Origin of the sequence: Flavobacterium sp. (genome assembly GCF_044349645.1) — a bacterium.
GTDB lineage: Bacteria > Bacteroidota > Bacteroidia > Flavobacteriales > Flavobacteriaceae > Flavobacterium.
Genome location: NZ_JBIKQP010000009.1, coordinates 14,730 through 34,127 on the forward strand (window position 1 = coordinate 14,730; position 19,398 = coordinate 34,127).

General features: G+C 32.5%; 19 protein-coding genes. 10 read left to right on the plus strand and 9 right to left on the minus strand.

Translation table 11 applies throughout. The features are described from left to right. The first annotated feature begins 31 nt into the window (after positions 1 to 31). The gene (locus AC9UFV_RS03160) at positions 32 to 448 is read left to right on the plus strand and encodes a GxxExxY protein (RefSeq protein ID WP_509572684.1); all 417 of its coding nucleotides are present in this window, start codon (positions 32 to 34) and stop codon (positions 446 to 448) included. A 44-nt stretch (positions 449 to 492) separates the two neighbouring features. Here AC9UFV_RS03160 and AC9UFV_RS03165 read toward each other — a convergent pair whose 3' ends face one another. From AC9UFV_RS03165 to AC9UFV_RS03175, 3 genes are all read right to left on the minus strand, one after another. Beyond that, positions 493 to 1,275: an alpha/beta fold hydrolase gene (locus AC9UFV_RS03165; RefSeq protein WP_509572686.1), complete on the minus strand. Its 783-nt coding sequence runs from the start codon at positions 1,273 to 1,275 to the stop codon at positions 493 to 495. A 106-nt stretch (positions 1,276 to 1,381) separates the two neighbouring features. After that, positions 1,382 to 2,674 (minus strand): aminopeptidase P family protein, encoded by a 1,293-nt coding sequence (locus AC9UFV_RS03170; protein ID WP_509572688.1) that lies wholly within the window; start codon positions 2,672 to 2,674, stop codon positions 1,382 to 1,384. Positions 2,675 to 2,698: 24 nt separating this feature from the next. Next, positions 2,699 to 4,060 carry a hydroxymethylglutaryl-CoA synthase family protein gene (locus tag AC9UFV_RS03175; protein WP_509572691.1) on the minus strand — a complete coding sequence of 454 codons (1,362 nt, stop codon included), beginning with the start codon at positions 4,058 to 4,060 and terminating at the stop codon, positions 2,699 to 2,701. Positions 4,061 to 4,258: 198 nt separating this feature from the next. Between AC9UFV_RS03175 and AC9UFV_RS03180 the strand changes: the two genes are divergently transcribed. The 9 genes from AC9UFV_RS03180 (at position 4,259) to mgtE (ending at position 14,985) form a co-directional block, all read left to right on the plus strand. Next, the gene (locus AC9UFV_RS03180) at positions 4,259 to 5,110 is read left to right on the plus strand and encodes a ChaN family lipoprotein (protein WP_509572693.1); all 852 of its coding nucleotides are present in this window, start codon (positions 4,259 to 4,261) and stop codon (positions 5,108 to 5,110) included. Positions 5,111 to 5,301: 191 nt separating this feature from the next. Then, positions 5,302 to 5,970 carry a succinate dehydrogenase cytochrome b subunit gene (locus AC9UFV_RS03185; protein ID WP_509572695.1) on the plus strand — a complete coding sequence of 223 codons (669 nt, stop codon included), beginning with the start codon at positions 5,302 to 5,304 and terminating at the stop codon, positions 5,968 to 5,970. Positions 5,971 to 5,981: 11 nt separating this feature from the next. Next, a complete protein-coding gene (locus AC9UFV_RS03190) occupies positions 5,982 to 7,982 on the plus strand; it encodes a fumarate reductase/succinate dehydrogenase flavoprotein subunit (RefSeq protein ID WP_509572697.1) in 2,001 nt (666 codons plus the stop codon). Between the two features lie 69 nt (positions 7,983 to 8,051). Next, positions 8,052 to 8,798, plus strand: coding sequence for a succinate dehydrogenase/fumarate reductase iron-sulfur subunit (locus tag AC9UFV_RS03195; protein ID WP_509572699.1), 747 nt, complete (start codon positions 8,052 to 8,054; stop codon positions 8,796 to 8,798). A gap of 512 nt (positions 8,799 to 9,310) precedes the next feature. Next, a complete protein-coding gene (gene serS, locus AC9UFV_RS03200; RefSeq protein WP_509572702.1) occupies positions 9,311 to 10,582 on the plus strand; it encodes a serine--tRNA ligase in 1,272 nt (423 codons plus the stop codon). An 82-nt stretch (positions 10,583 to 10,664) separates the two neighbouring features. Then, positions 10,665 to 12,446 (plus strand): tetratricopeptide repeat protein, encoded by a 1,782-nt coding sequence (locus tag AC9UFV_RS03205; RefSeq protein WP_509572704.1) that lies wholly within the window; start codon positions 10,665 to 10,667, stop codon positions 12,444 to 12,446. A gap of 73 nt (positions 12,447 to 12,519) precedes the next feature. Then, the gene (locus AC9UFV_RS03210; protein ID WP_509572706.1) at positions 12,520 to 12,831 is read left to right on the plus strand and encodes a DUF4286 family protein; all 312 of its coding nucleotides are present in this window, start codon (positions 12,520 to 12,522) and stop codon (positions 12,829 to 12,831) included. A gap of 32 nt (positions 12,832 to 12,863) precedes the next feature. After that, the gene (gene rsmA / locus AC9UFV_RS03215) at positions 12,864 to 13,643 is read left to right on the plus strand and encodes a 16S rRNA (adenine(1518)-N(6)/adenine(1519)-N(6))-dimethyltransferase RsmA (protein ID WP_509572708.1); all 780 of its coding nucleotides are present in this window, start codon (positions 12,864 to 12,866) and stop codon (positions 13,641 to 13,643) included. After that, positions 13,633 to 14,985: a magnesium transporter gene (mgtE, locus tag AC9UFV_RS03220; protein WP_509572710.1), complete on the plus strand. Its 1,353-nt coding sequence runs from the start codon at positions 13,633 to 13,635 to the stop codon at positions 14,983 to 14,985. Before rsmA ends, mgtE begins: the two co-directional genes overlap by 11 nt. 63 nt (positions 14,986 to 15,048) lie before the next feature. Here mgtE and AC9UFV_RS03225 read toward each other — a convergent pair whose 3' ends face one another. The 6 genes from AC9UFV_RS03225 to AC9UFV_RS03250 all read right to left on the minus strand — a co-directional run bounded on the left by AC9UFV_RS03225 (position 15,049) and on the right by AC9UFV_RS03250 (position 19,362). After that, positions 15,049 to 15,804 (minus strand): TlpA family protein disulfide reductase, encoded by a 756-nt coding sequence (locus AC9UFV_RS03225; protein WP_509572712.1) that lies wholly within the window; start codon positions 15,802 to 15,804, stop codon positions 15,049 to 15,051. A gap of 81 nt (positions 15,805 to 15,885) precedes the next feature. Continuing rightward, positions 15,886 to 16,485, minus strand: coding sequence for a nicotinate (nicotinamide) nucleotide adenylyltransferase (nadD, locus tag AC9UFV_RS03230; protein WP_509572714.1), 600 nt, complete (start codon positions 16,483 to 16,485; stop codon positions 15,886 to 15,888). A gap of 101 nt (positions 16,486 to 16,586) precedes the next feature. Further along, positions 16,587 to 17,159 (minus strand): guanylate kinase, encoded by a 573-nt coding sequence (gene gmk, locus AC9UFV_RS03235; RefSeq protein WP_509572716.1) that lies wholly within the window; start codon positions 17,157 to 17,159, stop codon positions 16,587 to 16,589. 20 nt (positions 17,160 to 17,179) lie between these two features. Then, a complete protein-coding gene (locus AC9UFV_RS03240) occupies positions 17,180 to 18,040 on the minus strand; it encodes a YicC/YloC family endoribonuclease (protein WP_509572718.1) in 861 nt (286 codons plus the stop codon). A 46-nt stretch (positions 18,041 to 18,086) separates the two neighbouring features. Beyond that, positions 18,087 to 19,010: a DMT family transporter gene (locus tag AC9UFV_RS03245; protein WP_509572720.1), complete on the minus strand. Its 924-nt coding sequence runs from the start codon at positions 19,008 to 19,010 to the stop codon at positions 18,087 to 18,089. Further along, positions 19,003 to 19,362, minus strand: coding sequence for an arsenate reductase family protein (locus tag AC9UFV_RS03250; RefSeq protein WP_509572722.1), 360 nt, complete (start codon positions 19,360 to 19,362; stop codon positions 19,003 to 19,005). Before AC9UFV_RS03250 ends, AC9UFV_RS03245 begins: the two co-directional genes overlap by 8 nt. Positions 19,363 to 19,398: the final 36 nt, after the last annotated feature.

Below are 19,398 nucleotides of genomic sequence, written 5' to 3' on the forward strand. Positions count from 1 at the left end.
TAATATACAATCCACTCAAAATGAATATAATATGCCAAATATCACCAAAAGTTATTTAACTGACTTGACTTATCAAATAAATGGAGCAGCAATCGAAGTGCATAAATTTCTTGGGCCAGGTTTATTAGAAAGTGTATATCATAAATGCCTAAAAAAAGAACTAAATTTGAGGGGAATCTCTTTCAAATCAGAATTATTAGTTCCAATAGTTTTTAAAGATCTTGAAATTGAAACAGAATTGAGATGCGATTTATTTATTGAAAATTGTATCGTATTAGAATTAAAAGCAATTGAAATTATTTTACCAATTCACCATGCTCAATTAATGACTTACATGAAATTATTAGAGTCACCAAAAGGAATTCTATATAATTTTCACTCGGTTAACTTGTACAAAGACGGTCAAAAAACATTTGTAAACGAATATTTCAGACTTTTAGAGGATTAATTTGTGACTTTTGCCTTTTCTTTATTTCTTTTGTGGTGAAAAGTTTAAAGTCCTTTTAAAAAACCAACTATAACTTTTTCCAATTCCTCTTTGTTTTCAATATGACTCATATGACCATCAGGGAAAGAAATTAATTCGGTATTGGTATTTTTAATTTGGGCCAAATTGTCTTTATATAATAAAACTCCGTCTTTTTCTCCAAGAATTAACATTTTAGGGAAATCAGTTTCTTTAAGAATAAATTGTCTGTCTTTTCTAATTTTCATTCCTTCCAACGATGCAACTATTCCTTGTAAAGGGGTTTTTAAAGCCTCTAATTTTACGTTTTCAATTTCATTTTCTAGTCGGACACGATTGTTTTCACTAAATAAATTAGCAATCGACATCCTAACAAAATTGATGTAATTCTGTTTTACAGCTTTAATCGCTCGATCCCTATTTGTTTTTCGTTCTTCACAATCTTCTTTAGCAGTTGAATTTAACAAAACAAGCCCTTTTATAAATTGTGGAAATAATTCTGCAAAAGCCAGTGCAACATATCCTCCCATAGAATGCCCTACAATTATAGTTTTTCTAATTTTAAGATTAGATAAAATAGCTTTTACAATTTCAGCATTTTCTTCCATTGAATGAACATATCCAAGGCATTCGGATTGCCCGTGACCCAATAAATCAATTGAAATAACTCTATTTTTTTTAGCCAATATTGGGGACAAATCCTTCCACATTGTTTTGTTTTCCAAAAACCCGTGAAGTAAAACCATAGTAGTTCCTGTTCCAATATCGGAATAAGAAATCGCAGTGTTTTTATAGATAAATTGTTTCATTGATATATTTAGTGCAAAAATAAGGCTAAAATTTCTACAAAATAAAAAACGGTTTACATTTCTGCAAACCGTCTTTTATCTATTTGTCTATAGTATTTTAAAAAAATTATGCATTCATAATTGTTTCAATTTCTTCAATTTCAATTGGAATATTCTGCATCAAATTAAATGGATTCCCTTTTTCTTGAATTACAACATTGTCTTCTAATCGAATTCCGAAACCTTCAGCAGGAATATAAATTCCAGGTTCAACTGTAAATACCATATTGGCTTGCATTGGCTCAGTCAAAATTCCATAATCGTGAGTATCTAAGCCCAAGTGGTGTGAAGTTCCATGCATAAAATATTTTTTATATGCTGGCCATTCAGGGTTTTCATTTTGAACATCGGCTTTGTCAATTAATCCTAAACCTAATAATTCTGAAGTCATTATTTTACCAACTTCAACATGATATTGCTTCCAAAGTGTCCCAGGAGTTAACATTTTTGTAGCTTCATTTTTCACATTTAAAACAGCATTATAAACTGCTTTCTGTCTTTCAGAAAAACGACCAGAAACCGGAATCATTCGCGTCATATCACTAGAATAATTAGCATATTCAGCAGCAACATCCAATAATATCAAATCACCCGCTTTGCAAACTTGGTTATTCTCTATATAATGCAAAACATTAGCATTATTTCCTGAAGCAATTATTGGTGTGTAGGCAAAACCTTTTGATCTATTTCGAATAAATTCGTGAATAAATTCGGCTTCAATTTCATATTCAGTAACATTTGGTTTTACAAATGACAATACTCTACGAAATCCTTTTTCGGTAATATTACAAGCATTCTGAATTAATTCAATTTCTTCCTTTTCCTTTACAGATCGAATACGTTGTAAAATCGGATTGCTTTTTGCAACTGCATGAGCTGGATATTTCTCTTTCCACCATTTTACAAAACGGGCCTCGCGAGTTTCTGTTTCCACAGTCGCACGGTAATGCTCATTAGTATTGATATAAATAGTTTCAGAATGGGTCATTAATTCGAATAAAATTTTCTCGAAATCTTGAAGCCAATATACCGTTTTTATACCTGAAACCTCAAATGCACGATCTTTAGAAAGTTTTTCACCTTCCCAAATCGCAATATGATCATTAGTTTCTTTTAAGAATAATATTTCTCTTTGGTGCTCGTAGGGTGCATCTGGGAATAGTAATAAAATACTCTCTTCTTGATCTACTCCCGACAAATAAAAAATGTCGCGGTGTTGTGCGAATGGCAAAGTGCTATCAGCAGAAACTGGGTAGATGTCATTAGAATTAAAAATCGCCACACTTTTAGGCTTCATTTGAGCCGTAAATTTTGATCGATTTTTTACAAATAAATTACTGTTAATTTGATGGTATTTCATAATGCAATAAATTAGATTACAAATCTAATCAATCCATTTGTAATATCTAGCACCTATTAGGTTAGGATTTTCATTTTCTATTTTATCCAATATCCACTCACTTTTTGGCGGCTGAACACTTGATTTTTGCTCTTTTTTGTGTAATTTTTCATACGTTTCAAATCCAATTTCATGACTTTTTTCTAATGTTCCAAACAGATTTACATTTGAAAGTGCAGTTGCCCAATTGGGCTGAATCGTTCCTTCAAATACTTTTGATTTTGAACCACTTCCGTAAGCTAGGAAACCAAATTTTTTATTTGAAATATCTGTTTTTGAATCATAAAAATGAGTCAAAGTGGATAGGAATCCCATAAAAATTGAACCTGTATATAAATTACCAATTAACGAAGAAGCAATTTCTGCAGGTTGTAATTTTTCGTTTACAAAGTTTTTGTATTCCTCCGATTTACTGATTTCTTTCAGTTTGTTTTGGTATTCTGAAGCGTCTTCTTTTCCATTTATTATTTTGTTTTCATGATCCAAACAATAGATTTCTGACAACATTCTTCTTCCTTGAAATGAGTATGGAAGGTGCATAATTATACTTTTCCAAGAATTATAAATTGAACTTTCAGAACCACTTTCTTTTTTGAATGAAAAGTAGGCATTTCGAGTTCTATCCATATAACATTGATTGGAATATTGCCCTTCAAAAACAGGTTGGTCTTTGTGGATTTCAATTTCAGCTTCTAAATTATCGAACCAGATTTCGTTATTCGAATTTCCGGTAATTGCTTCTTTTGATATAGATCGGTAAGGCTTGAAAAAATCAAAAACGCCTTTTGTACTTGTTGCCCAATTGTTTTCAAATGCTATGATTCTAGGATTTTGAGATATCAGTAAAGCAACGGCTCCAGCTCCTTGAGTGTATTCTCCAGTTGAATTTAAATCGTATTTTGCAATGTCAGATGTTACTACAATTGCTTTTTTATTTGGATTTACCCTTACAAAATCAATACAATTTTGCATCGCATCAACACCACCAATACATGCAAAAGTAAAATCGACAACGTCACATTCTGCCAATCGGTTTTCACCAAATTTTTGTTCCATTAGTGAAACCAAAAACGAAGCAATTGGTTTTGAACTGTCAATAGCACTTTCGGTTCCAACATAAATTCGAGAAATTTCTTCTAATTTAATTGAATTATCAACAATCAATTTAGTCAATGCGTTAGCCCCAAAAACCACCGTATCTTGATGAGTATCAGGCAAAGTCATTTTCAGTAATCCCAGTCCTTTTTCCAATTTTTCAGGATCGATATTTCTATTATTTGCCAATGTGTTTATTGGTAAATGTATTTTTGCAACATCAAATGCGATAGCGTCTATTCCGAAGTTCATTGTTATTCTATTTTTGGTAAAATTACAAAGTGAGTTTGATGTTTTATAGAATTTTGCCTTTAAAAATGCTACTAGAATTCATTTTTACGATATTTAAAATAAACGGTAAGTTCTAATAGGAATTCAATAATTATATAATCAATCCTGAGTTATTTTACTTAATTTAGCAGAAATAATAATTTAACAACTGTTTTTTATATGAGATCTATTTTCGTGCTTTTGATGGCTAGTTTTTTTCTTTTTTCAAGTGCTCAAAACAAGCAATCGTATAAGATATTTAATAAAAATGGAAAAAAAGCAAGTTATAAAGACATCATAAACAGTTCTCAAAAATCAGACGTTCTTTTGTTCGGAGAATACCATGATAATTCTGTGGTACATTGGCTTGAATTAGAAGTTTTGAAAGATTTATCAGACAAAAGGAACTTAGTACTAGGGGCTGAAATGTTAGAAGCCGACAATCAAAAACAAATAAACCAATATTTAAATGACGAAATCAATCAGAAAAAGTTAGATAGCACGGCCCGACTTTGGCCAAACTATAAAACAGATTATAAACCACTTGTTGATTATGCCAAAGAATTAAAGATTGATTTTATAGCAACCAATATCCCACGAAGATTCGCAAGTTTAGTATTTAAAAACGGTTTTGAAGCGCTTGATAAATTGTCAAATGAAGAAAAATCCTGGATAGCGCCACTGCCTTTAAAGTACGATGCAGCCTTGCCAGGATATAGTAAAATGATTCAAGAAATGGGCGGTCATGGTGGTGAAAATTTACCAAAAGCTCAAGCTTCCAAAGATGCTACAATGGCTCATTTTATAATTAAAAATCGAAAAGAAAACTCTTTATTTATTCATTTCAACGGTTCCTACCACAGTGATAATTTTGAAGGAATTAATTGGTATTTAAAACAAGAAAATCCTTCGATAAAAATTGTTACCATAGCGACTGTTTCTCAAAATGACATCTCAAAACTAGAGCCTGAATATTTAGGCAAAGCCAATTTTATTATTGTAATAGACGAAGACGTAACCAAAACGTATTAATTGAACAAAATGAAATTTCATATTTTGCATATTATTCAAAATTTCATTGAATTATTTTAATCGGATTCAACAATAATTAAACAATTGTCAAAATCACCTTAAAATCATTATAAATTACAACGAAAAGGTTGTAGTATGTTCTATTAATGATTATTTTTGTGCATTATTAAAAAATAAAAATTGATTTTATCATGGCCAATTCTTCATTTCTAAAGTCTTCAATTGCAAAGAAAGTTGCAATGGCGCTTTCGGGACTTTTTTTAATTTCCTTTTTATCACTACATTTTTTCATCAATTTTACTTCTATTTTTAGTGAAGAGGTATTCAATATGATGTCTCATTTTATGGGTTACAATCCGATAATTCAATTTGTAATGCAGCCAATTTTGGTAGCAGGAGTTGTTTTTCACTTTGTAATGGGAATGGTATTAGAAATAAAAAACAGAAGTTCTAGACCTGTGTCATATGCAAATTATAATGGAGCAGCCAATTCCTCTTGGGTTTCTAGAAATATGATTATTTCTGGATTAGTGGTTCTAGCATTTTTAGGTTTGCACTTTTACGATTTTTGGGTTCATGAAATTAATTATAAATACATCAACGTAAACGAAATTAATCCAACAAGATATTACGAAGAATTAAATCACAAATTTGAGAGTCCAGTTCGAACAGGATTATACGCTTTGTCATTTATTTTATTATCAATGCACTTATGGCACGGTTTCAACTCGTCTTTCCAATCGGTTGGATTTAATAATAAATATTCAAAAGCACTTCACAAATTAGGATATGCATTTGCAATTATTGTCCCATTAGGATTTATAGTTATTGCTTTATTCCATCATTTTAATCAAATTTAATACAATTTATAATGGCATTAGATTCAAAAATACCAGAAGGTTCAATTTCGGACAAATGGACAAATTATAAAGATCATATTAATTTAGTAAACCCTGCAAACAAGCGAAATTTAGATGTTATTATTGTGGGAACTGGATTAGCAGGTGGTTCTGCTGCTGCAACTTTAGCAGAATTAGGCTACAATGTAAAAGCATTTTGTTTTCAAGATTCACCGCGCCGTGCACACTCAATTGCTGCACAAGGTGGAATAAATGCTGCCAAGAATTATCAAGGCGATGGAGATTCAACTTTCCGATTATTCTACGATACTGTAAAAGGGGGAGATTATCGTGCACGTGAAGCAAATGTTTACCGATTGGCAGAAGTTTCAACTAATATAATCGACCAATGTGTGGCTCAAGGGGTGCCTTTTGCTCGTGAATACGGCGGTTTATTAGACAACCGTTCTTTTGGTGGAACTTTAGTTTCTAGAACGTTTTATGCAAAAGGACAAACAGGACAACAATTATTATTAGGGGCGTATTCAGCAATGAACCGCCAAATAGGTCGTGGAAAAATCAAAATGTTCAACCGTCACGAAATGCTAGATTTAGTTATCGTTGATGGAAAAGCAAGAGGAATTATAGCACGTGATTTAGTAACAGGAAAAATTGAAAGACACTCTGCACACGCTGTAGTTATTGCTTCTGGAGGATATGGAAATGTTTTTTTTCTTTCTACCAATGCCATGGGAAGTAACGTAACCGCTGCATGGAAAATTCATAAAAGAGGCGCTTTTTTTGCAAATCCTTGTTACACACAAATTCACCCAACTTGTATTCCAGTTTCTGGAGATCACCAAGCAAAACTGACATTAATGTCGGAATCTTTGCGTAATGATGGACGTATTTGGGTTCCTGCAAAATTAGAAGATGCAAAAGCCATTCGTGAAGGAAAATTAAAACCAACACAAATTGCAGAAGGCGATAGAGATTATTTTTTAGAAAGACGCTACCCAGCTTTTGGAAATTTAGTACCTCGAGATATTGCTTCTCGTGCTGCTAAAGAAAGATGTGATGCTGGATTTGGGGTTAATAAAACTGGCGAAGCAGTTTATCTAGATTTTGCTGCAGCAATTCAAAGATACGGAGTAGATCAAGCAAGATTGAAACACTTAGATGAAAATGATACTGCGATAGTTACCAAATTAGGAACGGAAGTAGTCGCTAATAAATACGGTAACTTATTTCAAATGTATGAGAAAATCGTTGACGAAGATCCATACACAACACCAATGATGATTTACCCAGCGGTTCACTATACAATGGGTGGAACTTGGGTAGATTATAACTTACAAACTACAATTCCAGGTTGTTTCTCAATTGGAGAGTCCAACTTTTCAGACCATGGAGCCAACAGATTAGGAGCTTCAGCACTGATGCAAGGATTAGCTGATGGATATTTTGTTTTACCTTACACAATTGGTGATTATTTAGCTCCAGATATCAAAATGGGTAAAATTTCTACCGATTTACCAGAATTCGAAGAAGCTGAGAAAAATGTAATTGCCCAAATAGATCGATTAATGAATAATGGCGGTTCTAAACCAGCAGATTATTTCCATAAGAAATTAGGAAAAATTATGTGGGATAAAGTTGGAATGGCACGAAATGAAAAAGGGTTAATTGAAGCGCAAGCCGAAATTGCACAAATCAGAGAAGAATTCTATAAAGAAGTAAAAATCCCTGGAACTGCGGATAGTTTCAACCCTGAATTAGCAAAAGCACTTCGTGTTGCCGACTTCCTAGAATTAGGAGAATTATTCGCAAAAGATGCATTACATAGAAACGAATCTTGTGGTGGGCACTTCCGTGAAGAATACCAAACTCCAGAAGGAGAAGCACAACGTGACGACGAAAACTTCGCATACGTAGCTGCCTGGGAATACAAAGGAAATCCGAGTGATGCAGTGCTTCACAAAGAAGAGTTGAAATTTGAAAACGTTAAATTAGTTCAAAGAAGTTATAAATAATAATTTGTCAAATGTCCAAAGTCCAAATGTCAAATGCCTTTCGACTTAAAGACCTTCAATCGAAATAATATGAAATTAAATTTGAAAATATGGCGTCAAGAAAACGCTAATGCTGCCGGTAAAATGGTAGATTATACTGTTGATCACATTGAACCAGACATGTCATTTCTTGAAATGCTTGACATTTTAAACGATCAATTAATTGTTAAAGGACAAGATACTGTAGCTTTTGACCACGATTGTCGCGAAGGAATTTGCGGAATGTGTTCGCTATATATCAACGGTGAAGCACACGGACCAGACCGATTGGTGACAACTTGCCAATTGCACATGCGTAAATTTAAAGACGGCGATACGATATATATCGAACCATTTAGAGCAAAAGCATTCCCGGTAATTAAAGATTTAGTTGTTGATAGAAGCGCATTCGACAGAATCCAACAATCTGGTGGATTCGTATCTGTAAATACCTCTGGAAACACAATTGACGCGAATTCTATTCCAATTCCTAAAGCCGATGCCGACAGAGCCTTTGATGCTGCAACTTGCATTGGATGTGGCGCTTGTGTGGCGACTTGTAAAAACTCATCAGCAATGTTATTTGTATCTGCAAAAGTGTCTCAATTTGCATTATTGCCTCAAGGAAAAGTGGAAGCTACCGACAGAGTTTTGAACATGGTTGCACAAATGGACGCCGAAGGTTTTGGAAATTGCACCAATACTGGAGCTTGCGAAGTAGAATGCCCTAAAGGAATTTCCCTTGACTATATCGCTCAAATGAACAGAGAATATTTAGCTGCAAGCTTAAAAGGATAATATTTTTTTTAGAATAATAATAAAAGACTGTTCTGTTGAGCAGTCTTTTTTGTTTTCTTGAAGCAGGCGTTTTGTATTTCTTTCACTATTCCTCCCGCCATTCGCTATATCTCTTGTGGCGAACCCCGCCACAACAGGATGCCGCTGCTGTCGGGGCTAGGAATTATGTTTTGTTTTATTAAATCACAACCATAAAGCATTTCGAGTGAGTTTGAGTGTTCTTTGAGCGCTTTGTAAAAAAAACTCTTTCACAAAGGTTAACAAAGGTTCTCAGAGATTCACGAAGTTTTTGAATCAAATAAAAGCATTTCGTGTGACCTTGAGCCTACTTTGAGCGCTTTGTGAAATAGTTAATTAATATATATGGGCTAGCTAGCAACATTCTAATGAGCAGTCTTTTTTGTTATAACTATTTAAAAATTACCCTAATTTTAAAATAGCAACATTAGAAACAAATGATTAAATTTGCCACTTAATCTTAAAATTAATTTTAGATTTATAAAAATTACAATATGTTACAAATAGGATTTATTAGAGAAAATCAGGAAAAAGTAATCAAAGCGTTAGCAAAGAGAAATATCGATGCAAAAGCTACCGTTGATAAAGTAGTTCAATTAGATGAAAAACGTCGTTCTACACAAGTAGAATTGGATAACATTTTATCTGAATCTAATAAATTGTCCAAACATATTGGTGATTTAATGAAAGCTGGTGAGAAATCCAAAGCTACAATTCTAAAAGAAAAAACAGTTCTTCTTAAAGAAAAAAGTAAAGAACTTGCGGAAAAAGCAGATGCTTTGGCAAATGAATTACTAGAAAAACTATATACACTTCCTAATCTTCCTGCAGCTATAGTTCCTGAAGGTAAAACTCCGGAAGAAAACGTAACTGTTCTTCAAGAAGGTGCAATTCCTGTTTTACATGAAGGAGCGCAGCCTCATTGGGAATTGGTTAAAAAATACGACATCATCGATTTCGAATTAGGAAATAAAATTACAGGTGCTGGTTTCCCAGTTTATAAAGGAAAAGGAGCCAAATTGCAACGTGCTTTAATTACTTATTTCTTAGATAAAAATACTGATGCCGGTTATAAAGAATACCAAGTTCCTCATCTAGTAAATGAAGCGTCAGCTTATGGAACGGGGCAATTACCAGACAAAGACGGTCAGATGTACCACGATGCAACCGATAATTTATATCTAATTCCAACCGCTGAGGTTCCAGTTACGAATTTATTTCGCGATGTGATTTTGAATGAAAATGAGTTGCCAGTTTTAGCAACAGGTTACACACCTTGTTTCCGAAGAGAAGCGGGTTCCTATGGTGCACATGTTCGAGGATTGAACCGTTTGCATCAATTTGACAAGGTAGAAATCGTGAGAATTGAGCATCCTGATAAATCATATGAAGCTTTGGAAGGAATGGTAGAACACGTAAAAACGATACTTCAAGAATTGAAATTACCATACAGAATTCTTCGTCTTTGCGGAGGCGATATGGGATTCACATCTGCATTAACCTATGATTTTGAAGTGTTTTCAACTGCTCAAGATCGTTGGTTGGAAATTTCATCAGTATCGAACTTTGAAACTTTTCAGGCCAATCGATTAAAATTACGTTATAAAGATAAAGAGGGTAAAAACCAATTGGCGCACACCTTAAACGGAAGTTCATTGGCATTACCAAGAGTTCTAGCAGGAATATTAGAAAACTATCAAACACCAGAGGGAATTGTGATTCCTGAAGTTTTGAGAAAATATACAGGTTTTGATTTGATCGACTAAAATTAGTTTGTCACTGAAAATAATGTACTAATATGACACAAAAAGGGTTGTTTTAGTACATTGTTTTTTTAACACATTTTGAATGAAAAAAATAATTTTTCTTTTTTCTCTGTTTTATTCCCTAATTGGTTTCTCTCAAAACGACCAATTAGCGATGAACTATTTTGACAAAGGAGAATTTGAAAAAGCGCTAGTTTCATTCCAGGATTTATTAACTTCTCAACCTGGAAATGGATTTTATTTCCAAAAAGCAATTGAATGCTACCAACAATTAAAACAATATGACGTTGCTGAAAAAGCAATTTTAAATCGTTATGACAAATACAAACAAAGTTCCCTATTAGTAGAATTAGGATCCAACTACCAGCTACAGAAAGACGATAGCAAAGCCAAAAAATATTTTGAGCAAGCACTAGATAAAATCAAAAAAAATCCTTCAGAAGTATATGGAATTGCTGCTGTTTTTGAAAAGAAGGTATTAATTGATTATGCTTTACAATCCTATGAAATTGCATTGGAAATGGATCCGAATATGAATTTTAATTTTCAAATGGCCGTTTTATATGGGCAAAAAGGGGAAACCGATAAAATGATTGAAAAGTTCTTGGAGGAATCCTACAAAAATCCTCAAAATCTGATTTTAATTCAAAATCAATTCACCCGGTTTATGTCTGAAACTGCTGATTTGACTTTCACCGAAGCACTTCGTAAAGCACTATTAATCAGAATCCAAAAAAATCAAGATGTCTTTTGGAATCAATATTTGAGTTGGTTTTATGTTCAACAAAAAGAATTTGGAAAAGCATTCATTCAAGAAAAAGCCATTTATAAAAGAAATCCAGAATCACTTTCTAACATTGTAAATTTAGCTCAAATTTCTATTGAAGAAGAAGAGAATGAAACCGCTAAAGAAATTCTTGCCTTCATTTTAGAAAATTCAAAAGACACCGATTTACAAATGCAGGCGCATTATTTTCTTACGGAAATGAAAATTAATGATCCCGCAATAAAAGACCTTTCTGAAATTGAAAAAGACCTGGTTTCCTTATTAAATCAATATGGAATTACACCCTATTCAATAAAATTACAAATTTTGAAAGCGCACTTTGATACTTTTCAAATGAAAAATCCAACTCAAGGTAAGGCGATTTTAAAAACCGCTTTGGAACTTCCTTTAAATGAATTTCAAAAAGCTGATGTGAAGATGGAATTAGCAGACATTTTTTTATTTGAAGAAAAATTCAACCAAGCCTCGTTGTATTATTCTCAAATTGAAGAAGACCTAAAAAATGATGTTATCGGCCACGAAGCCACATTAAAATCTGCAAAAACAAGTTATTTTAAAGGAGATTTTGTTTGGGCATTGAAACAATTTAAAGAATTAAAAACGGTTTCCTCTCAATTAATTGCCAATGATGCTTTAGAGTATTTCCTGTTAATAAATGACAATACCGTTGCTGATTCCACTCAAACGGCTTTAAAACAATTTGCTCGAGGCGATTATTTGAATTATCAAAATAAACCACAAGATGCGTTATTGCAATTTCAAGATATTTTAAAAAACTTTAAAGGAAAGGAAATTGAAACAATAACTTTATATCGATTAGGTAAAATTTATGAAAAATTAGGCGATTATCAATTGGCTTTAAGCCAATATCAAAAAATTATCGACCAACATTCAGAAGAAATTTATATTGATGAAGCTTTGTTTTTTACAGCCGAGATTTACAATAAAAAACAGATCGATATAGAAAAGGCGAAAGCGTTTTATGAAAAATTGGTATTTAATCACCAAGACAGTATTTATTTTGTAGATGCTAGGAAAAAATACAGGGAACTTCGGGGTGACAATAAAGAATTATAATAATTTTTAGGTAAATCGTTTAATCGTAAATTCGGTTAAATGGTTGAACAAAATAACGATTAAACACTAAAAAATGATAATATACAACGTAACAATTAATATTCACGAAAGTGTTCACAACCAATGGATGACTTGGATGCAACAAAAACATATAAATGATGTATTGGCAACTGGTAAATTCACGTCTGCAAGAATGGTAAAAGTGCTTATTGAAGAAGAAATGGGAGGAGTTACTTATTCCATACAATATACTACAGAAAATAAGGAGATGTTACAAAAATATTACGAAGAGGATGCTCCAAGATTGAGAGAAGAAGGAGCAGTTTTATTTGGCGATAAAATGTTGGCTTTCAGAACGGAATTGGAATTAATTTCTGAACATTAGTTGTTGGCAAACAACAAACAACAACTTGAATTATGGAAAAAGTAAAAGCAAAAAAACACCTAGGACAGCATTTTTTAAATGATGAAAGTATTGCTGCTGCAATTGCTGGTACTTTGAATTTTGAAGGTTATGATGAGGTTTTGGAAATTGGCCCAGGAATGGGAGTTTTGACGAAATATTTATTGGAAAAACCAATTACAACTTATGTGATTGAAATCGATACCGAATCGGTGACCTATTTAGAAAAAAATTTTCCAAAATTGAGAGGAAAAATAATTTCAAAAGACTTTTTGAAATACGATATAAACGAAACTTTTGGAGGTAAACAATTCGGGATAATTGGGAATTTTCCTTACAACATTTCTACGCAAATTGTATTCCGAATGTTGGAATATAGAAATCAAATTCCTGAATTTTCTGGGATGTTTCAAAAGGAAGTTGCTGAGAGAATTTGTGAGAAAAAAGGAACAAAGGCATACGGGATTTTATCCGTTTTAGTACAAGCATTTTATCAAGCAGACTATCTTTTTACCGTTGACGAACATGTTTTCAATCCGCCACCAAAAGTAAAATCGGGGGTGTTGAGATTAAGACGAAAAGAAGATTTTAGTTTGCCTTGCGGAGAAAAACTATTCTTCACCGTAGTAAAAACAGCTTTCCAACAACGCAGAAAAACATTGCGAAATAGTTTAAAAACACTAAATTTGTCGGATAATTTGCGAGAAGACACTATCTTTGACCTTCGTCCAGAGCAGTTGAACGTGCAACAATTCATTGAACTCACTCAAAAAATAGAAGACGATGCAGTTTAAAATCAGTAAAGAGCTTATAGTTCAAATAGAAGAACTAATCAAAAGTAAGGACGATCACCAACTAGAATCCTTACTTAATGATTTGCACCATGCTGATATTGCCGAAATTCTTGACGAGTTAGATTTTAACGAAGCTACCTATATTTTCAAGGTATTAGATAGCGATAAAACTGCAGAAATATTACTTGAGTTAGATGACGATTTAAGAGAAAACATCTTAAGCCGATTGTCCCCAAAAGAAATCGCTGAAGAGCTTGACGAATTAGATACTAACGATGCTGCCGATATTATTGCCGAACTTTCTCAAAGTAAAAAACAGGAAGTAATTTCGGAACTTCAAGACGTTGAACACGCAAAAGACATTGTCGATTTATTGCGTTACGACGAAAATACCGCTGGGGGATTAATGCACAAAGAGTTGGTTAAAGTTAACGAAAATTGGAACGTTTTAACCTGCATCAAGCAAATGCGAATCCAAGCGGAAAATATTTCCAGAGTGCATTCCATTTATGTTGTTGATGAGCAGGAGAAATTATTGGGTCGACTTTCTTTAAAGGATTTGCTTACAACATCGGCTAAAACGCCAATTAGTGAAGTCTATATTCGTAAATTAAATTTTGTTAAAGTCACTACTGAAGACGTTGAAGTGGCAAGAATTATGCAAAAATATGACCTGGAAGCTATTCCAGTTATTGACGAACTAGATCGTTTAGTAGGTCGAATTACCATTGATGACATCGTAGATGTAATTAAAGAAGAAGCCGATCAGGATTACCAATTGGCAGCAGGTATTTCTCAAGATATCGAAGCCGACGATAGTATTATAGAACATACCAAAGCGCGATTACCATGGTTAGTCCTTGCACTTTTAGGCGGATTTATTTCTGTGAAAGTATTAGGATTATTTGAAGGCGCAATGTTACTTCACGGGAATTTATTCTTTTTCACCCCTTTAATTGCCGCTATGGCGGGTAATGTTGGAGTACAATCTTCGGCAATTATAGTACAAGGTCTAGCCAATGATTCCTTAAGTGGTACATTATTTAACAGATTAATAAAAGAGGTTTCCTTGAGTTTATTGAACGGAATTATTTTAGCTACTATTTTATTTATTGGCAGTCATTTTCTTCTAAATGTTGAAGTAATTATTGGAGTTATTGTTACAACGGCATTGATTTCTGTAATAATAATAGCCTCATTAATTGGAACATTTATTCCATTATTGTTAAATAAATTTAATATTGATCCTGCGTTAGCAACAGGGCCGTTTATCACTACAAGTAATGATATCTTCGGAATTCTTATCTATTTCTCTATCGCAAAATTAATATTGGGATTTTAAACTAGCTTTTAAGGAAAACTATTTTTAAGATCTACTAAGTAAACCAAAGTAATCGAGTTTAAATTATTGTAGTAATAGTTCTTCTAAAATTTCAATAAAATTTTTACCATCTCCCATTATAAGTTCCTCTTTATCATTCATTTCATAAGGAATTCCATTTTTTATTTCTCTAGCTATTCCATTTTTGTCTAAAAAAACATTTATTGGAAAAGAATTCATTTTCAATTCGTCTGTAAATTTTCTAGCATCTACTATTTGAATAAAAGTATAGTTGTGCTTTTTTAAAAAATCTAATACTTTCTCTTTTGTCTCATAGGTAATTGCAATAAAGTTTACTCTATCTTTAAATTTCTCTTTAATTTTATTTAAAATAGGCATTTCTTCTATACAAGGCATGCAATTAGCAAACCAAAAATTAATTAATGTGGGCTTTCCTTTTAAGGCATTAATTGTTACAGTCTTGTTGTCCAATGTTTGTAAACTAGTAAGTGGAAATTCTTTGTCAATATAATCATCGGAATCAAACTTAATTTCTCCGACCACCTTTTTTTCATGAATTTTTACTTCAAATTTATAAGAGTAAATGATACTGTCTTTTGTTCTCTTAATTTCTTTAAAATTCTCTTTAAATAAAATTTTTCTATCACTTTGTTGAACTTTTAATTTAAAAACAAAATCATAATAATCCGCTTTTAATTTTGAATATTCGAAATTATCAATAATTTGTCCACTTGGAGTTTTGTAAAACTTGGTTTGACCGTAAGAAATAAAAGTGGTCAAAACGCAAATAATTGAATAGTGAATTAGGTTTAATCTCATAATTAATTTCATTTAGTTGGTTGATAATAATATATTCTTTGGTTCATAGGTAAGGTTTTGTTATCGAATTTAATGACTAAATTACTTTCTATACAAATTGTTGTGATCAATATATTCCCAAACTTTATTAGGTAAAAGCGGCTGAATGTTCTTCTTATTTTTAATTGAATTTCTAATAAATGTAGCCGAAATTTCCACAATTGGTGCGGCTATAAAGTGAACTTTAGGATGGTTTTTAAAACCGTATTTTTCACCATTATTATTAGTCTGTCCATTTTCATCAACCCTTGGATATACATAAATGTCATGATTTTTAAGAATCACCTCGTAGTTTTTCCATTTGTGAAAAGATTTCAAATTGTCTTCTCCCATAATTAAGGAAAACTCATTTTTAGGATATTTATCTTGTAAATGCGCTAAAGTATTTACGGTATAATTCGGCTGAGACAAATGAAATTCGATGTCGCAAGGTTTAATCATTGGGTAGTCTTCTGTTGCTAGAAAAACCAATTCTAAACGAGTCGAATCTTTTAATAAAGTGTCTTTATTTTTCAATGGGTTGTGCGGAGTAACCACCATCCAAACCTGATTTAAATCAGTGTGCTCCGCAAAGTGATTGGCAATAATTAGGTGCCCAACATGAATAGGGTTGAAGGTTCCAAAATAAAGTCCAATTTTCATAGTTGTTTTGTTTCACTAAGATTCACGAAGTTTTTTACGAAGATAAGAAAAGAATATTGTGCGTCTCTGTGTTTTTTTAAGTGAATCTTTATGTAATACTTTTAATCTTTCACAAATGCTTTCACCAATTGATAAGCGTCTTCTTTAGCAACATCTAAATCGTAATTTTTTATGATTTTGTCAAATTGTGGTGCAGTTGCCAATTCCACCGAAGCCTTTGCAATTCGCATGTTTATCTTATCATCGCTTTCTGTAGAACGTTTTTTAAGACGGATTTTAAGCTCGTCAATACTGGGTGGTTTTACAAAAACAGCCAACGTTTGCTCTGGAAATTTGTTCTTAATTCTCAGTCCGCCAGCCACATCAATATCAAAAATCACATTTTTTCCTAAAGCCCAAATGCGCTCTACTTCACTTTTTAATGTGCCGTAAAAATTATCGCGGTACACTTCTTCCCACTCAATAAAATCTTCGTTTTTAATGTGTTTTTTGAACTCTGCAGTGGAAATAAAATAGTAATCTTTGCCATTTACTTCTTCGCCTCGAGGTTCACGAGAAGCTGCCGAAATAGAAAATTCCAAATTCAAATCTTCTAATCCAAGTAAGTGTTTTACAATCGTGGTTTTTCCTGATCCTGAAGGTGCCGAAAAAACGATTAATTTTCCTTGTTTCATGATTTTTTGCTTAAGCTATCTTATAACACGTTCAAAACTTGTTCCTTGATTTTTTCCAATTCATCCTTCATCATCACTACTAATTTTTGCATTTGCGCGTGATTGGATTTAGACCCCATTGTATTTATTTCACGTCCCATTTCTTGAGTAATGAATCCTAATTTTCTACCATTGGCTTCTTTACCTTTTATGGTTTCAAGGAAATAATCCAAGTGGTTGGTCAATCGCACTTTCTCTTCAGTAATATCTAATTTCTCTAAATAATATATTAATTCTTGCTCGAAACGATTCTCATCTACATTTACTTCCAATTCTGAAATTGCTGTTTGCAAACGATCTTTAATTGTTTGAACTCTTTCTGGATCAAGAGCCAAAGCTTCGTTCATATAGCTTCTGATATTACCAATTCTCAATTGAAATTCATTTTCTAACGAAACCCCTTCCGCTTGACGGAAATTCAAAATATTAGAAATCGCTTCATTGATTACTTTTTGAATTTCAAGCCAATCATTTTCATCAATTTCTTCTCGCTCAATTTTCATTGTATCTGGCATTCTCACTGCCATTTTCATCAATTCTGTTTCATCGGCATCGCTATATACTTCGCGAAGTTGCGCCATGTAGGCTTTTACAATTGGAACATTTACCTTGGTAGAGGTTTGTTCGGCAGTACTTTCAATATAAATAGAAAAATCAATTTTTCCTCTTTCCAATGCCAATGAAATTTCGTTACGCAAAACCAATTCCATTTCTCTATAAACGGAAGGCATTCTCACGCTTAAATCCAAACCTTTACTATTTAAAGATTTAACTTCAACGGTTATTTTTTTTGTTGGTAATTGCAATGTAGCTTTCCCAAAACCAGTCATTGATTGTATCATATTGCTATTAAAATGTGTGTAAAGATAATGAAAAAGTTTTCAGTGTTTATTTTGCTTCATCCCGTAGTTGCTCACTTTTTTTATCGGTAACCAAATAAACTCCTGTAAAGATTAAAATTGCTGAGCTTATTTTCACCCACGACAATTCATCTTTTCCTAAACTAATTGCAAAAACTGTTGCAAAAAGAGGTTGTAAATAGATGAATACCGCTACTAAAGTGGGCTTTAATTCCCGCATTGAAAGTAGGTTTAATAGGTAAGTAAAAAAAGTTGAAAACAAGACTACAAATCCAATTTTCCATTCAATATCTGAGGGTAAAACTTCCCAGTTAACTATTTGGAATTGGCTCCAGCCAAAAGGAACTACCATAAAAAAACCGAATAAATAAATCCATTTTACAAAGGTAAAAGCATTGTATTTATCCATCAATTTTTTTACAATTATTAAGTAATACCCATAAGAAATAGCATTGACTAAAACCAAAAAATTCCCCAAACTAGTATTCGAGTTATTTCCAACTTTTTTCCCGTATAAAATTAAAAATGACGTTCCAAAAAGCCCCAATAGTATTCCTAGGATTTTCCTTTTTCGCATGTTTTCCTTGATAATAATTGCCGATAATATCAATACAATTAATGGAGTGCAAACCATAATTACAGCTGCTGAAATTGGCGAGGTCATACTCAAACCTTTAAAAAAAGTCAACATATTTAATGCAACTCCGAAAAAAGCACAGGCAATAATTCTAGGAAAATCATTAAGAGCAATTTTTTCGTTAGGGCCTATTTTTAGTATTCTCATTATTAGCCAAACACACCAAAATAAGATTGCAGAACCGCCTACACGAAGGAAAATGAAGCCGTAAGCATCAATATAATGCGGCATAACATCCTTGGCGATCGTGAAGGTTACGCCATAAATTAAGGATACTAAAGTCGCGCCAATTAACGCAATATTTCTTTTAGACATTATTTAAAACAGTATTAACCTTAAGAATATTTTGTTGGCTATTGCCAATGTAAATTTCATCATTTATAATAAAAACAGGGCGACTCAAAAAGGTATAATTTTCTAAAATCAAATTTTTATAATCGGATTCTGATAATTGCTTGTTTTTTAAATCCATCGTTTTATACAAAATTGCTTTTTTGCTAAATAACGATTCATAGCTTCCTGAAAGTTGGTGCATTTCTTCTAATTGCCCTTCTGTAATAGGATCTTGCTTGATGTCGTGAAATACTAATTCAACTCCTTTAGGTAAGGATTTTATTATTTTACGACAAGTATCACAGGTTCCAAGGTAATAAATTTTGTTATTCATAAGTAGCTTATTTCTTTATGCAAAGAAAATTCATTT